Genomic DNA, 15,398 nt, shown 5'->3' on the forward strand with positions numbered 1-15,398 from the left:
ACGGTGCGCGACGCTCCTGGATCCTCCTGCCGCGAGGCGAGGGGGTTCCGGCTGGGTGTCCCGCTCTGGTGGCGTCGGCCGGAGCCGACACGGGACGCAGCACTCCCGGCAATTCTACAGGGCGGCCGCCACTGCTCTCGACCGGGGCGGCCGCGGGCTCCCTTCCTCGTCCGCGAGCTCCTCGCCGCATTCGCCGGCTACGGCTGCTTGCGGCCGAGGTGTTTGCGGGTCCACTCCACGGCGTCCGCGTACCGGGCCTCCCCGCCGTGCCGGGTGGGCTGGTAGTAGGAGCGGTCCTTGAGCGCGTCCGGGGCATACTGCTGGGCGGCGATGCCCTCGGGGAGGTCGTGCGGGAAGACGTATCCCTGGGCATGGCCGAGCTTGGCGGCGCCCTTGTAGTGCCCGTCGCGCAGATGCGGCGGGACGGGGCCCGCAAGGCCCTTGCGCACGTCCTCCAGGGCGGCGCCTATCGCGGTCGTCGCGGAGTTGGACTTGGGGGCCAGGGCGAGGGCGATCGTGGCGTGGCTGAGGGTGAGCGCGGCCTCCGGGAAGCCGATCATGGCGACGGCCTGGGCGGCGGCGACGGCCGTGGGCAGTGCGCTGGGGTCGGCGAGGCCGATGTCCTCGCTGGCGGAGATCATCAATCGGCGGGCGATGAACCGGGGGTCCTCGCCGGCCTCGATCATGCGGGCGAGGTAGTGCAGCGCGGCGTCCACGTCGGAACCGCGGATGGACTTGATGAGGGCGCTGGCCACGTCGTAGTGCTGGTCGCCGTCGCGGTCGTACTTCACTGCTGCCCGGTCGACCGTCTCCTCCAGGGTGGTCAGGGCGATCTCCGGTTCGCCCTTGTCCAGCGCGGCGCCGGCCGCCGCCTCCAGGGCGGTCAGCGCCCGCCGGGCGTCACCACCGGCTATCCGCAGCAGGTGCGCCTCGGTCTCCTCTGGGAGGGTGACGGCGCCCTTCAGCCCGCGTTCGTCGGCCAGCGCCCGGTGGAGCAGCCCGCGCAGATCCTCGTCGGTGAGGGGTTCGAGGGTGAGCAGGAGCGAGCGGGAGAGCAGCGGGGAGATGACCGAGAAGTACGGGTTCTCGGTGGTCGCGGCGATCAGAGTGACCCAGCGGTTCTCGACGGCGGGCAGCAGGGAGTCCTGCTGGGCCTTGCTGAAGCGGTGGATCTCGTCGAGGAAGAGGACGGTCTCCGTGCCGTAGCCGCCGGTGGCGCGGCGGGCGCCGTCGATGACGGCACGGACCTCCTTGACGCCGGCGGTGATCGCGGACAGTTCCACGAAGCGCTTGTTGGTGGCCTTGGAGACGACGTACGCCAGGGTCGTCTTCCCGGTGCCGGGCGGACCCCAGAGGATGACCGAGGAGGGGCCGGCCGGGCTGCCGGCGGTGGTGCCCTCGCCGACCAGTCTGCGCAGCGGGGAGCCGGGCTTGAGCAGGTGCTGCTGGCCCACCACCTCGTCGAGGCTGCGCGGGCGCATGCGGACGGCCAGGGGGCTGGCGGCCGGGTCCTTCTCCTGGCGGGCCTCGGCGGCGGCGGTGAACAGGTCGGGTTCCACGGAGAAAACCCTAAGTCACGCCACTGACAGTCCGCGGCCGGCCGGCCGCCGGGGCGGGCCCCATGAGGACCCGGGCGGGGTTCACGGGCTCAGGAGGCCCAGAGCTGGCTGCCCCAGCGGGTCAGCACGAGCATGGCGATGATGCCCACGTGGGTGACCGGCAGGACCCAGGTGAACTCGTTCAGGAAGTTCTTCACCGGGCGGGGTGCGGGCAGGAAGTCGTTGCGCACGTTGTGCGAGGTCACGTACCAGAACATGGTGATCGTGATCACCCAGGCCAGGGAGCACCACAGGCACAGGGCGTTGATCTCGTACAGCGTCTGGAACTGGAGCCAGGTGCAGAAGCCCACCCCGAAGAGTGTGCCGAAGTTGAAGGTCAGCCAGTACCAGCGGGGGAAGCGGGCCCGGGTGAGCAGGCTCATGCCGACGCAGATCACGATGCCGTAGCAGACCAGGCCGAGGAACGGGTTGGGGAACCCGAACACCGCGGCCTGCTTGCTCTCCATCACGCTGCCGCAGGAGACGATCGGGTTGATGCTGCAGTTGGGCGTGAACGTCCTGCCCTCGGCCTTGGCCTCAGCGATCTTGATCTTGTCCAGGGTGATGACCCAGGAGGCGAGCAGGCCGAGGGCACCGGTGATCAACAGCATCACGGAGAAGGCGCGGCCGGCGCCGACCGTGCGGGGCGCGGCGGTGCGCTCCGGCTCCGGCTCGGTGTCCTCTGTCGAGACGTCCCTGACTGTCGTCTTGCTCATCACGCCGATTCCGTCGCTTGAGGTGAGGTGGGTGGGCAGGGCCATTGTGCCGTACGAGGAGGGGTGTTCACCGTTCGCTGCGGATAAGGGGTGGTGGTTGGGGGGTGGGGGCCGCCGGGTTCACGCCATCGATGGACGGGGTGGGGGTACGGGTGAGCGAGCGCGGGGGTGGGTGTTCGTTTTTCTCCCGCCCTCACCGTCCTTACCCTTCCCGTCCCTTCGGGGGCGCTGCCCCTTCGACCCCGGACGTGCGGGTGGGCGGGGCTTCTCGCGCGGTTCCCCGCGCCCCTGTCAGGGGCGCGGGGAACCGCGCGATCTTCTGAGTCCGGGGACGGAACTGGGAAGGGGCGGCGGGGGCGGGAAAACCCCGGGCCGGCTCAGCCCAGGCGGGTTTCCAGTTCGGCGACGATCTCGTTGAGGCCGACCGGGGCCTGGTCGCCGGACTCCATGTCCTTGAGCTGGACCACGCCCTCCGCGAGATCCCGTTCCCCGGCGACGATCGCGTACCGCGCTCCGCTCCGGTTCGCGTTCTTCATCGCTCCCTTGAGCCCCTTCCCCCCGTACGCGAAGTCCGTCGCGATGCCGAGCTTGCGCAGCTCCGTCACCTTGGCGAACAGCACCCGCCGGGCCTCCTCGCCCAGTGGCACCGCGTACACGCTCGTCACGGTCGGCAGCGGCAGTTCGACGCCCTCCGCCCGCAGCGCCAGCACCGTGCGGTCCACGCCCAGCGCCCAGCCGACCGAGGGCAGCGCGGGCCCGCCGATCATCTCGGAGAGGCCGTCGTAGCGGCCGCCGCCGCCCACCGCGGACTGGGCGCCCAGACCGTCGTGGACGAACTCGAAGGTCGTTCGGGTGTAGTAGTCCAGGCCGCGCACGAGCCGCGCGTCGTCCTCGAAGACGACGCCCGCCGCACCGATCAGCTCGCGGACCTCCTCGTGGTACGCCTTGCACGCGTCGCACAGGTAGTCGCGCAGGATCGGGGCGTCGGTGAGCTGCTTCTGGACGTCGGGACGCTTGTCGTCGAGGACGCGCAGCGGGTTGATCTCCGCGCGGCGCAGCGTCTCCTCGTCGAGGTCGAGGCCGCGCAGGAAGTCCTGGAGGGCGGCACGGTAGACCGGGCGGCACTCCTTGTCGCCGAGGCTGTTGAGCAGGATGCGGAAGTCGCGCAGTCCCAGCGAGCGGTACGCCTGGTCGGCGAGGATGATCAGCTCGGCGTCGAGCGCCGGGTCCTCCGCGCCGATGGCCTCGGCGCCGACCTGGGAGAAGTGGCGGTAGCGGCCCTTCTGGGGGCGCTCGTAGCGGTAGTAGGAGCCCGAGTACCAGAGCTTGACGGGGAGGTTGCCCGCCTTGTGGAGGTTGGCCTCCAGGGCGGCGCGCAGCACGGAGGCGGTGCCTTCGGGGCGCAGGGCGAGCCGGTCGCCGCCCTTGGTCTCGAACGCGTACATCTCCTTGGTCACGATGTCGGTCGATTCGCCGACGCCGCGCGCGAAGAGTTCGACGTTCTCGAAGCCGGGCGTCTCGATGTAGCCGTAGCCGGAGTTGCGCAGCGGCCGGGCGATCGCCTCGCGCACCGCCAGGAACGTGGCGGAGTCGGGCGGCAGCAGGTCGTACGTGCCCTTGGGGGCGTTGAAAGTGCTCACGGAGGGTTTCTCGTCACATTCCTCGTCGGGGAGCGCCGGGTGCGCCGCTCTCGCGGCTGCCCGCGGCCACCTGCCGCAGATACGGGTTGGTGGCGCGCTCCTGGCCGATGGTCGTCTGGGGGCCGTGACCGGACAGCACCACGGTCGGGTCCTCGAGCGGCAGGCACACGCGGGCCAGCGACGCGAGCAGCTCTTCCGTGTCACCGCCGGGCAGGTCGGTGCGTCCGACGGAGCCGGCGAACAGCAGGTCGCCCGAGAAGAGGACCGGCGGGATGTCCGCCGCCTCGGGCAGCCCGAAGGTCACCGACCCCTTGGTATGGCCGGGCGCGTGGGCGACGGAGAACTCCAGGCCGGCCAGTGGCAGCGTGGTCCCGTCGGCCAGTTCCTTGACGTCGTCCGGCTCGCCCACGGCGAGTTCGCCCATCAGTTGCGCGCCGATGGAACGGCCGAGCGCCTTCTCGGGATCACTCATCATGTAGCGGTCGTCCGGGTGGATCCACGCCGGTACGTCGTGGGCGCCGCAGACGGGCACGACCGAGGCCACGTGGTCGATGTGGCCGTGGGTGAGGACGACGGCGACGGGCTTGAGCCGATGCTTGCGCAGCGCGTCCTCGACTCCCTGGGCGGCCTCGTGGCCCGGGTCGATGATCACGCACTCCTCTCCGGCGGCGGGGGCGACGAGGTAGCAGTTCGTCCCCCAGGCACCGGCGGGAAATCCGGCAATGAGCACGTTCGTCCTTCGTGTCGTCTTCTGCCGCCTCTTGTCGTCGTACGGCCGGACATGGGCGTCGTACTCGGACGGGCGGGCACCGGTCAGAGCCTACCGGCGCTGCCGTTTCCTCAGCGAACCCATATACGGTACGGGGCTACACGCAGACGGTCGGCCACATCACGCACGCGTACCGGTCGACGCACGAGACGCTTGATACCAGACGCTTGAGGAGACAACACCGTGGTCAGCCAGGAACAGCGGCGGCGTCAGCTCGCCCGGGAGAAGTTCTTGCGGCAGCAGCAGCGGCGCACCGACGCGCGCCGCCGCGCGAGGGTGCGCAACTCTGTGATCGCCTCGGTACTCGGCGTCGTCCTGGTGGGCAGCGTGGCGCTGTACACGACCGGAGTGATGAAGGACGACGACAAGAAGGAGAACGCGGGCGCGCAGGTGACGCCGAGCGCCTCCCCCACCACCAAGGCGCCGGATCCGTGCGAGAAGGCCTCCGAGGGCAAGGTGAAGCAGCAGAGCTGGAAGAAGGAGCCGACGCTCACCATCGACAAGTCGGCGGACTACACCATGAAGCTGGCGACGACGTGCGGTGACATAGACATCGCGCTGAAGACGGCGGCCGCCCCGCACACGGTGAACTCGTTCGACTTCCTCGCGGGCAAGGGGTTCTTCGACCACACCAAGTGCCACCGGCTCACCACCAACAGCATCTACGTGCTGCAGTGCGGCGACCCGACGGGCAGCGGCAGCGGCGGTCCCGGCTACACGATCCCGGACGAGAACCTGAAGGACAAGAGCCTCAAGAAGAGCACCTACCCGGCGGGCACGGTCGCGATGGCGAACACCGGCCAGAAGCACACCGGCGGGAGCCAGTTCTTCCTCGTCTACAAGGACAGCCCGCTGCCGCCCAGTTACACCCCGTTCGGCACGATCTCCACCGCCGGCATGAAGGTGCTGAAGAAGATCGCCGGTGCGGGTGAGAACACCGGAGCGGGTGACGGCGCACCGAACGCGACCGTGGTGATCAACAAGGCCACTGTGACGAAATCCTGACCGTCAACTGCGTAACTTCGGTCGTGCGGGATGCGGACAGCCGCCCCGCCGGTCGCCTAGATTGGCCGTGACGAAACTGTGGACGATGCCCGGGGGTGTACCGCTCCCCCGCGCGCATCATGTGGAGGAGGCGCTGTGAGCAGCGACCCGTGGGGCCGCGTCGACGAGACGGGGACCGTGTACGTGCGTACGGCCGACGGTGAGCAGGTCGTCGGTTCCTGGCAGGCCGGCTCCCCCGAGGAGGCGCTGGCCTATTTCGAGCGCAAGTACGAGGGCCTGGTTGTCGAGATCGGCCTCCTCGAACGGCGGGTGCGGACGACCGACCTGTCCGCGAAGGACGCGCAGGCCGCGATCGGCCATCTGCGCGAGCAGGTGGACGCCCATCACGCGGTCGGTGACCTCCAGGCCCTCCGGGAGCGCCTGGACAAGCTCGTCGCGACCGTCGAGTCGCGCCGCGAGGAGCGCAAGGCGCAGCGGGCGAAGCAGTCCGGCGAGGCACGGCACGCCAAGGAGGCGCTGGTCGTCGAGGCCGAGGAGCTCGCCGGGTCGGACCAGTGGCGGTCGGCCGGTGAGCGGCTGCGGGCGCTGGTGGACACCTGGAAGGGGCTGCCGCGGCTCGACCGCAAGTCGGACGACGAACTGTGGCACCGCTTCTCGCACGCCCGTTCGGCGTTCTCCAAGCGCCGCAAGGCGCACTTCGCGCACCTGGACGCCCAGCGCGAGGAGGCCCGCCGGGTCAAGGAGCGGCTGGTCGCGGAGGCCGAGGCGCTGTCGGGCTCGACGGACTGGGGACCGACGGCCGCGCGCTACCGCGACCTGATGACGGAGTGGAAGGCGGCGGGCCGCGCGCAGCGCGAGCACGAGGACGACCTGTGGAACCGTTTCCGCGGGGCGCAGGACGTCTTCTTCGCCGCCCGCGGCTCGGTCTTCGCCGAGCGGGACGCCGAGCAGGCCGAGAACCTCAAGCTCAAGGAGGAGCTGGCCGAGGAGGCGGAGAAGCTGCTGCCGATCGATGACCTCAAGGCGGCGCGGGCGGCCTTCCGGTCCATCAACGAGCGGTGGGAGGCCCTCGGTCACGTGCCGAGGGACGCCCGGCCGCGGATCGAGGGGCGGATGCACGCGGTCGACCGGGCGCTGCAGGAGGCCGAGGAGACCGAGTGGCGTCGGACGAACCCCGAGGCGCGGGCGCGGGCGGAGGGGCTGACGGGTCAGCTCCAGGCCGCGGTCGACAAGCTGAACGGGCAGATCGAGCAGGCGCGGGCGCAGGGGAACACGGCGAAGGCTGCCAAGCTGGAGCGTGAGCTCGAGGGGCGGCAGGCGTTGCTGGACCAGGCGTTGAAGGGGCTGCAGGAGTTCGGCGGCTGAGGCGTCCGCGGTGACTGTGCCGCCCCCGGTGCCTGGTGCGCCGGGGGCGGCCCTGCTCTTCAGGGCCGGCGTGCCGACGTCACCCGGTAGACGTCGTAGACGCCCTCCACGCCCCGTACCGCCTTCAGGACGTGGCCCAGGTGTTTCGGGTCGCCCATCTCGAAGGTGAAGCGGGAGGTGGCCACACGGTCGCGGGAGGTCTGGACGGCGGCCGAGAGGATGTTGACGTGCTGGTCCGAGAGGACCCGGGTCACGTCCGACAGGAGGCGGGAGCGGTCGAGGGCCTCGACCTGGATGGCGACCAGGAAGACCGAGGACTGGGTCGGCGCCCACTCGACCTCCAGGATCCGCTCGGGCTCACGCGAGAGCGAGTCGACGTTGACGCAGTCGCTGCGGTGGACCGAGACTCCGCTGCCGCGGGTGACGAAGCCGATGATCGGGTCGCCCGGCACGGGTGTGCAGCAGCGGGCCAGCTTGACCCACACGTCCTCGACGCCCTTGACGACGACGCCCGGGTCGGCGCTGGAGCGCCGCTTGCGGCCCCGGCCGCGCGACGGCGGGACGCTCTCGTCGATCTCCTCGGTCGCGGCCTCCTCGCCGCCGAGCGCCTGGACGAGCTTCTGCACGATGTTCTGCGCGGAGACATGGCCCTCGCCGATCGCCGCGTACAGCGCGGAGATGTCCGAGTAGCGCATCTCGTGCGCCAGGGTGACCAGGGAGTCGCCGGTGAGGATGCGCTGGATCGGCAGGTTCTGCTTGCGCATCGCGCGGACGATCGCGTCCTTGCCCTGTTCGATCGCCTCGTCACGGCGCTCCTTGGAGAACCAGGCGCGGATCTTGTTGCGGGCGCGCGGTGACTTGACGAAGCCGAGCCAGTCCCGGGAGGGGCCCGCGCCGGGCGCCTTGGAGGTGAAGACCTCCACCAGGTCGCCGTTGTCCAGCGTGGACTCCAGCGGGACCAGACGACCGTTGACGCGTGCCCCTATGGTGCGGTGGCCGACCTCGGTGTGGACGGCGTAGGAGAAGTCGACCGGGGTCGAACCGGCCGGCAGCGCGATGACGTCGCCCTTGGGGGTGAAGACGAAGACCTCGTTGCGGGAGAGGTCGAAGCGCAGCGACTCCAGGAACTCGCTGGGGTCCTCGGTCTCCTTCTGCCAGTCCAGGAGCTGCCGCAGCCACGCCATGTCGTTGATGGCGGCCGCTTCCTTGCCGGCCTTTCCGCCCGCCTTGGGGGCGTCGGTGCGGACCTTGGAGGCGCCGGCCACGGCCTCCTGCTTGTACTTCCAGTGCGCGGCGATGCCGTACTCGGCGCGGCGGTGCATGTCGAAGGTGCGGATCTGGAGCTCGACGGGCTTGCCGTTGGGTCCGATGACCGTCGTGTGCAGCGACTGGTACATGTTGAACTTGGGCATCGCGATGTAGTCCTTGAACCGCCCCGGAACCGGGTTCCAGCGGGCGTGGACGGTGCCCAGGGCCGCGTAGCAGTCGCGGACGGTGTCCACCAGGACGCGGATGCCGACCAGGTCGTAGATCTCCGCGAAGTCCCGGCCGCGGACGATCATCTTCTGGTAGACGCTGTAGTAGTGCTTGGGGCGGCCGGTGACGGTCGCCTTGATGCGGGCGGCGCGCAGGTCCTGCTGGACCTCGTCGGTCACTATCGCGAGGTACTCGTCCCGCTTGGGCGCCCGTTCGGCGACCAGACGCACGATCTCGTCGTACATCTTGGGGTAGAGGATCGCGAAGGCGAGGTCCTCCAGCTCCCATTTGATGGTGTTCATACCCAGCCGGTGGGCGAGCGGCGCGTAGATCTCGAGGGTCTCGCGGGCCTTCTTCTCCTGCTTCTCACGCTTGAGGTAGCGCATGGTGCGCATGTTGTGCAGCCGGTCGGCGAGCTTGATCACCAGAACGCGGGGGTCCTTGGCCATGGCGACGACCATCTTGCGCACGGTCTCGGCCTGGGCGGCCTCGCCGAACTTGACGCGGTCCAGCTTGGTGACGCCGTCGACGAGCAGGGTGACCACGTCGCCGAAGTCGCGGCGCAGGTCCTCCAGGCCGTAATCGGTGTCCTCGACGGTGTCGTGCAGCAGACCGGCCATGAGCGTGGCGGGGTCCATGCCGAGCTCGGCGAGGATGGTGGTGACCGCGAGCGGGTGCGTGATGTAGGGGTCGCCGCTCTTGCGCTTCTGGCCGCGGTGCCAGCGCTCGGCGACCTGGTAGGCGCGCTCGATCTGGCGCAGTGTCGACGTCTCGATCTTGGGGTCGTTGCCGCGCACTATGCGCAGCAGCGGTTCCAGGACCGGGTTGTACGGGTTGGTGCGCTGGACGCCCAGGCGGGCCAGGCGGGCGCGGACGCGGTTGGAGGAGCCGGAGCGCGAGGTCTGGCCGGTGTTGGCGCGGGCCGCGGGGGCGGTGGGGCGCTCGGGCGGGGGCGGCTTGGGGCGCGTCTGGGACGCGGGCTTGTCGACCGGCGCGGGGGCGCGGTCCACCGGCCCGTGGGTGTCGTTCCTCGCGTCCGACGCGGCGGGAGTGGCCGCGGGCTTGGGGGTCGCCCCGGGCTTGGCGGCGGTCAGTGGCTGGGCCTCGTCTGGCAAGAGGACTCCTCGTGCGCGATCCGGGTCCCCCGGCAGGCTCCGGAAACCCCATGGTAGCGATCCCGGGCCGTGGTCTCCCGGTCAGGCGGCGGAGACGGGACGCTACCAGCGGAACACACGGGGCGGGCGCCGGATTCCTCCGGGCCCGCCCCGTTGTGTCACGGACTGCGTCCTGCCGGGTCAGACCTGCAGCAGGGCCTCCAGCGGGGCACCGGCCAGGGCCGGTTCCAGGCGGGCGCGGCCGCCCAGGAAACCGAGCTCCATCAGCACCGCTACCCCGGCGATCTCGGCGCCCGCGCGCCGGACCAGCGCCAGCGAGGCCTCGGCGGTGCCGCCGGTGGCGAGCACGTCGTCGATGACCATGACACGGTCGCCGGCGCTCAGGTCCTCGGCGTGCACCTCGATCTCGGCGGAGCCGTACTCCAGGTCGTAGGCCTGGCGCAGGGTCGCCCCGGGGAGCTTGCCCGCCTTGCGTACGGGGATGAAGCCGATGCCGGCGCGGACCGCGACGGGGGCGCCCAGGATGAAGCCGCGGGCCTCCAGGCCGACGATCTTCGTGGCGCCGTGCCGCACGGTCACGTCCGCGAGGGCGTCGGTGAGCGCGCCGAACGCGGCCGGGTCGGCGAGCAGCGGGGTGATGTCCTTGAACATCACGCCGGGCTCCGGGTAGTCCGCGACGTCCCGGATGCGGCTCAGCAGCAGTGCTTGGATGTCGGTCGGCTCCGTCATCGGCGCTTCCCCGAGGGCCGGCCGCGACCGCGGTTGCGCGAGGAGGGCTGGGTGCGCGTGCCGGACGTGTCGCCGGTGCCGGTACGCGGGCGCGGGCCGACGACGGCCGGTGCGGCGTCCTCGGGCTCCTGCTCGTGGTCGCCGGAGCGGTTCTCCGCGTGCCCGTCGTCCGCGGCCTGCGCCCGCTTGGCGCCGACCCGCCTTCTGAGCGCCTTCATCCCCGGCTCGCGCTCCTTGAGGTCGGCGACGAGCGGGGTGGCGATGAAGATCGAGGAGTACGCGCCGGCCGCGAGGCCCACGAACAGCGACAGCGAGATGTCGTTGAGCGTGCCCGCGCCGAGGAAGCCGCCGCCGATGAAGAGCAGGCCGGCCACCGGGAGCAGCGCGACCACCGTGGTGTTGATGGAGCGGACCAGGGTGCCGTTGATCGAGCGGTTGGCGACATCGCTGTAGGTCCAGCGGGACTGCTTGGTGAGGTCCTTCGTCTGCTCCTTGAGGCTGTCGAAGACGACGACCGTGTCGTAGAGCGAGTAACCGAGGATCGTCAGCAGACCGATGACCGTACCGGGCGTGACCTCGAAGCCGACGAGGGCGTAGATGCCGGTGGTGATGGTGATGTCGTGGATCAGGGCGACGAGGGCGGCCAGGGCCATGCGCCACTCGAAGGCGATCGCGAGGTAGATCACGACCAGCACCATGAAGATCGCCAGGCCCTCCCAGGCCTTGTTGGCGATCTGCTCACCCCAGCTGGGACCGACGAGATCGGCGTTGATGTCCTCCGCGCCGATCTTCATGTCCTTGGACAGGGCGGCCTTGATCTCGTCGGACTTCGACGTGTCCAGGCCGGCGACCTGGATGCGCAGGCCACCCGTGCCGAGCTTCTGCACGACGGCGTCGTGACCGGCCGCGTCCTCCGCGTACGTCTCGGCCTGGGCGACCGAGACGCTGGTCTTGGGGGTGGTGAAGACCGCGCCGCCCTGGAAGTCGATGCCCATGTTCAGACCGCGGACCGCGAGACCGACGATGGCGGTGATCGTGATCAGGATCGAGACGCTGTACCAGATCTTGCGGTGGCCGATGAAGTCGTAACCGACCTCGCCACGGTGCAGTCGGGCGCCGATGTTGCCGAGCTTCGACATGTCTCACGCCTCCTTCGGGTCGACGGGGCCCGCGGCAGGGCCGGAGGGACGACGGGTGCGCCGCAGGGGCGGCTTGGCGCCGAGGCGTTTGGGGTCGAGGCCGGACCAGCTGTGGCCGTCGTGGAAGAAGCGGCGGCGGGCGAGGAGCGTCATCAGCGGCTTGGTGAAGAGGAAGACGACCACCACGTCGAGCAGGGTGGTCAGGCCAAGGGTGAAGGCGAAGCCCTGGACCTTGCCGACGGTGACGATGAACAGCACCGCGGCGGCGAGGAACGACACGAAGTCCGAGACCAGGATGGTGCGCCGGGCGCGGGGCCAGGCCCGCTCGACGGCGGGGCGCAGCGTGCGGCCCTCACGGATCTCGTCCCGGATGCGTTCGAAGAACACGATGAACGAGTCCGCCGTGATGCCGATGGCGACGATGGCGCCGCAGACCGCCGGCAGGTTGAGCGCGAAGCCGATGGTCGGGCCGAGCAGCGACATGATCACGTAGGTGAGGGTCGCCGAGACCAGCAGTGAGGCGATGGCGATGAGCGACAGACCCCGGTAGTACGCGACCAGGTAGATGATGACCAGCGCCAGGCCGATCGCGCCGGCGATGAGGCCGGCGTGCAGCTGCTCGCCGCCGAGCGCGGCGGTGACGGTGGTGACGCTCTGCTCCTCGAAGGACAGGGGCAGGGCACCGTAGGACAGCATGTTGGAGAGGCTCTGGGCCTCCTCCTGCGAGAAGCTGCCGGAGATCTCCGCGTTGCCGCCGGTGATGGACTGCTGCACGAACGGGCTGGAGACGACCTCGCCGTCGAGCACGATGCCGAACTCGTTCTGCGGCGACTGCTTCTGGGCCAGCTGACCGGTGATGTCGGCGAACTTCTTGGAGCCGCTGCCGGTGAAGGTCATCTGGACCTGCCAGCCGGAGGCGCCCTGGGTGTCGAAGACGGCCTGGGCCTTCTTGACCTCGGTGCCGTCCACGGCCGCCGGGCCGAGCAGGTACTTGAACCAGGCGCCCTGGTTCTTGCCGCAGCCGACGGTGGTGTCGCCGGGCTTGGCGTTGTCACCGGCGGAGGCGCGGTCGGCCGCCTTGGTGCAGTCGAGCGCCGCGTACTGCGCCTGCAGCTTGCTCGTGTCGTCGGAGGCGCCGGAGCTGGAGGAGGCCTTGGGGCTGGAGGAGGAGGACGGGGTGGCGTCCGCCTTCAGCGCGCCGGTGACCGCGCGGCCCTGCGACGTGGCGGTGGACGACGGGGAGGAGGAGGTCTTGTCCTTCGAGCCCGTCGAGTCCTTGGAGGAGTCCGACGACCCGGCCTTGGCCGAGGAGGAGCCGCTGGGCGAGGCGCCCGGGGAATTGCTCGACGACGTGCTCGGCGAGGCGTTGGCGGCGGGGCCGCTGGCCTCGGTGGCGAGGACCGGGCGGAAGTACAGCTTCGCGGTGGTACCGACCTGCTCGCGGGCCTCCTTGGAGTTGGTGCCCTTGGGGATGTTGACGATGATGTTGTCGTTCCCCTGGGTCTGCACCTCCGCCTCGGAGACGCCGAGACCGTTGACACGGCGGTTCATGATGTCGACCGCGGTGTCCATGTTGGCCTTGTTGATCGCGGACCCTTGGTCGGCCTTCGCCTTCAGCGTGATGCTGGTGCCGCCGGCGAGGTCGATGCCGAGACGCGGAGTCGTGTGTCCCGAGGCGAACATTCCCCCGGTGAGCGCCACGATGGCGATCAGGATCAGGGCCAGGGCGCGCCACGGCTTGCTCTGGGCACTCGCGCTCCGGCCCTTTTTCGGTGCTGCCACCTTCTGTTACTCCCTCTCGGGCCGTCCGCGCGCGGGGTCGGCGCAGGACGGCCTGCCATGGTGTCGGGATTCCGTGCGTCGCCGCACACCCCGGTCGCCGCGCGGTCCGAGCCGGTCGCGCCGCGCTCCGGGGCGGCTACTTCGCGTCGGCCTCGCCGTCGGTCTTCTTCGGCTCCGCATCGTCGGCCTTGGTGGCACCGGCGTCCGCCGGGATCTCCTCGGCGTCCGCGGCGGGCTCGGCGTCCTTCTTGCCGAGGTCCACGGGCCGGTCGTCGGAGGCGTCGGTCACGCCGTCGGCGGCGGGCTCGTCGGTCTCGGTGAGGGAGGAGGCGTCGTCCGGCACGATGCTGCTGTCGGCCTTCAGGTCGTGCTCGATGCCGTGCACGATGCGGTTGTACTCGTCGTCGCTGAGGACGGCGCCGATCGCGTTCCTCGCGAAGACGAGGTCCACGCCCGGGCCCGCGTCGAGGAGGACCGTCTCATCGTTGACCTCCTTGACCGTCGCGTACATGCCCCCGATCGTGCGGACGCCGGAGCCGGGCTGCATGTCGTTCCGCATCTGCGCGGCCTGCTGCTGCTTGCGCTTGGCCGATCGGGTCATCAGGAGCATGGCTCCGATGAGCACGATGAACGGGAGAAGGGTCAGGATATTCACGGGACGGAGTTTCCTTCGCACGACCGCTCGGAAGGGCGGCCTGTCGGATGGGGGTGGTCGGCGCTGCCCGCAAGGGCGGCATCGGCGGAGTCTAAGGGAGTCCGCACGCCAGGAACAACGCCCAGCATGGCACCGGGGTTCCTGTCGGGGCGAGCACCGGTTGGTCACACTCCGCTCCGGAGCCGCCCGAGGAGGGTCCGACCGGGTCCGGCAGCGGGTCGGGCGGGAGTGTGGCGGGGCTCCGGCAGCAGGGCCGGCGGGGTCTTCAGGCGCCGAACAGGTCCTGCTGGCCGCCGCCCGCGGCGGTGGACCGGGGCGGGGTGAGACCCAGGTGGGCCCAGGCGGCGGGGGTGGCGACGCGGCCGCGCGGGGTGCGGGCCAGCAGCCCCTCCCTGACCAGGAACGGTTCGGCGACCTCCTCGACGGTCTCGCGCTCCTCCCCCACCGCGACGGCCAGCGTGGACAGGCCGACCGGGCCGCCGCCGAACAGTTTCAGCAGCGCCTGGAGCACCGCTCGGTCCAGCCGGTCCAGGCCGCGCGCGTCCACCTCGTAGACCTTCAGGGCCGCGGCGGCGATGTCCCGGTCGATACTGCCGTCGGCCTTGACCTGCGCGTAGTCCCGTACGCGGCGCAGCAGGCGGTTGGCGATGCGGGGGGTGCCGCGGGAGCGGCCGGCGATCTCGGCGGCGCCGTCGGTGTCGATCTCGACGTCGAGCAGGGACGCCGAACGGTGCACGACCCGCTCCAGTTCGGTGGGTTCGTAGAACTCCATGTGGGCGGTGAACCCGAACCGGTCGCGCAGCGGGGGCGGCAGCAGTCCGGCCCGGGTGGTGGCGCCCACCAGGGTGAACGGCGGCAGTTCGAGCGGGATGGCGGTGGCGCCGGGGCCCTTGCCGACGATGACGTCGACACGGAAGTCCTCCATCGCCATGTAGAGCATCTCCTCGGCGGGCCGGGACATGCGGTGGATCTCGTCGAGGAAGAGGACCTCGCCCTCCTGGAGGGAGGACAGGATCGCGGCGAGGTCACCCGCGTGCTGGATGGCGGGTCCGGAGGTGATGCGGATCGGGGCGCCCATCTCGGCGGCGATGATCATGGAGAGGGTGGTCTTGCCGAGGCCGGGGGCGCCGGAGAGCAGCACGTGGTCGGCGGTGGCGCCACGGGCGCGGGCGGCCCGCAGCACGAGGTCGAGCTGTTCGCGGACCTTCTCCTGGCCGATGAACTCGCCCAGGTCCTTGGGGCGCAGGGCGGCTTCGACTGCCTGGTCCTCGCGGTCGGCGACGGAGCCCACCAGCCGCTCCTCGGCGGAGGCGGCGTCGGTGGTGTCGTCCCAGTTCATGGAGTGTGCCTCGGGGTCTCGTCGGGGCTGCGGCAGGCTGTCCGGGGTGCGGGGCCACGGCGCGGTGGTG

12 protein-coding genes are annotated in these 15,398 nt (G+C 70.7%); 2 read left to right on the forward strand and 10 right to left on the reverse strand.

Annotated elements, in window-relative coordinates; all coding sequences use genetic code 11:
• Positions 1-197 precede the first annotated feature (197 nt).
• The 4 genes from QFZ64_RS07035 to QFZ64_RS07050 form a co-directional block, all read right to left on the reverse strand.
• Positions 198-1,559: a replication-associated recombination protein A gene (locus QFZ64_RS07035; protein WP_307063450.1), complete on the reverse strand. Its 1,362-nt coding sequence runs from the start codon at positions 1,557-1,559 to the stop codon at positions 198-200.
• Between the two features lie 89 nt (positions 1,560-1,648).
• Positions 1,649-2,314 (reverse strand): vitamin K epoxide reductase family protein, encoded by a 666-nt coding sequence (locus QFZ64_RS07040; RefSeq protein WP_307063451.1) that lies wholly within the window; start codon positions 2,312-2,314, stop codon positions 1,649-1,651.
• A gap of 377 nt (positions 2,315-2,691) precedes the next feature.
• Positions 2,692-3,954: a histidine--tRNA ligase gene (gene hisS / locus QFZ64_RS07045; RefSeq protein WP_307063453.1), complete on the reverse strand. Its 1,263-nt coding sequence runs from the start codon at positions 3,952-3,954 to the stop codon at positions 2,692-2,694.
• Between the two features lie 13 nt (positions 3,955-3,967).
• Complete coding sequence (locus QFZ64_RS07050; RefSeq protein WP_307063455.1) at positions 3,968-4,684, reverse strand: MBL fold metallo-hydrolase; 717 nt, start codon at positions 4,682-4,684, stop codon at positions 3,968-3,970.
• A 222-nt stretch (positions 4,685-4,906) separates the two neighbouring features.
• Between QFZ64_RS07050 and QFZ64_RS07055 the strand changes: the two genes are divergently transcribed.
• Both QFZ64_RS07055 and QFZ64_RS07060 read left to right on the forward strand, forming a co-directional pair.
• The gene (locus QFZ64_RS07055) at positions 4,907-5,728 is read left to right on the forward strand and encodes a peptidylprolyl isomerase (RefSeq protein WP_307063457.1); all 822 of its coding nucleotides are present in this window, start codon (positions 4,907-4,909) and stop codon (positions 5,726-5,728) included.
• A gap of 135 nt (positions 5,729-5,863) precedes the next feature.
• Positions 5,864-7,093 (forward strand): DUF349 domain-containing protein, encoded by a 1,230-nt coding sequence (locus tag QFZ64_RS07060; protein ID WP_307063459.1) that lies wholly within the window; start codon positions 5,864-5,866, stop codon positions 7,091-7,093.
• A gap of 59 nt (positions 7,094-7,152) precedes the next feature.
• Here QFZ64_RS07060 and QFZ64_RS07065 read toward each other — a convergent pair whose 3' ends face one another.
• The 6 genes from QFZ64_RS07065 to ruvB all read right to left on the reverse strand — a co-directional run bounded on the left by QFZ64_RS07065 (position 7,153) and on the right by ruvB (position 15,328).
• Positions 7,153-9,684 carry a bifunctional (p)ppGpp synthetase/guanosine-3',5'-bis(diphosphate) 3'-pyrophosphohydrolase gene (locus QFZ64_RS07065; protein WP_307063460.1) on the reverse strand — a complete coding sequence of 844 codons (2,532 nt, stop codon included), beginning with the start codon at positions 9,682-9,684 and terminating at the stop codon, positions 7,153-7,155.
• A 180-nt stretch (positions 9,685-9,864) separates the two neighbouring features.
• Entirely contained in the window at positions 9,865-10,413 is a 549-nt protein-coding gene (locus QFZ64_RS07070; protein WP_307063461.1) for an adenine phosphoribosyltransferase, read from the reverse strand.
• Positions 10,410-11,552: a protein translocase subunit SecF gene (gene secF / locus QFZ64_RS07075; RefSeq protein ID WP_307063463.1), complete on the reverse strand. Its 1,143-nt coding sequence runs from the start codon at positions 11,550-11,552 to the stop codon at positions 10,410-10,412. Before secF ends, QFZ64_RS07070 begins: the two co-directional genes overlap by 4 nt.
• A gap of 3 nt (positions 11,553-11,555) precedes the next feature.
• The gene (gene secD, locus QFZ64_RS07080) at positions 11,556-13,334 is read right to left on the reverse strand and encodes a protein translocase subunit SecD (RefSeq protein WP_307063464.1); all 1,779 of its coding nucleotides are present in this window, start codon (positions 13,332-13,334) and stop codon (positions 11,556-11,558) included.
• 136 nt (positions 13,335-13,470) lie between these two features.
• Positions 13,471-13,989, reverse strand: a complete 519-nt coding sequence (gene yajC, locus QFZ64_RS07085; RefSeq protein ID WP_307063466.1) for a preprotein translocase subunit YajC — start codon at positions 13,987-13,989, stop codon at positions 13,471-13,473.
• 265 nt (positions 13,990-14,254) lie between these two features.
• Complete coding sequence (ruvB, locus tag QFZ64_RS07090) at positions 14,255-15,328, reverse strand: Holliday junction branch migration DNA helicase RuvB (protein WP_307063468.1); 1,074 nt, start codon at positions 15,326-15,328, stop codon at positions 14,255-14,257.
• Positions 15,329-15,398 lie beyond the last annotated feature (70 nt).

Origin of the sequence: Streptomyces sp. B3I8, assembly GCF_030816915.1 — a bacterium.
Classification (GTDB): Bacteria; Actinomycetota; Actinomycetes; order Streptomycetales; family Streptomycetaceae; genus Streptomyces.

What these genes read in the sequence shown, in the direction of transcription:
- QFZ64_RS07070 (WP_307063461.1), bottom strand. Translation starts at nt 10,413, where the DNA reads ATGACGGAGCCGACCGACATCCAAGCACTGCTGCTGAGCCGCATCCGG.
- ruvB (WP_307063468.1), bottom strand. Translation starts at nt 15,328, where the DNA reads ATGAACTGGGACGACACCACCGACGCCGCCTCCGCCGAGGAGCGGCTG.
- secF (WP_307063463.1), bottom strand. Translation starts at nt 11,552, where the DNA reads ATGTCGAAGCTCGGCAACATCGGCGCCCGACTGCACCGTGGCGAGGTC.
- QFZ64_RS07040 (WP_307063451.1), bottom strand. Translation starts at nt 2,314, where the DNA reads ATGAGCAAGACGACAGTCAGGGACGTCTCGACAGAGGACACCGAGCCG.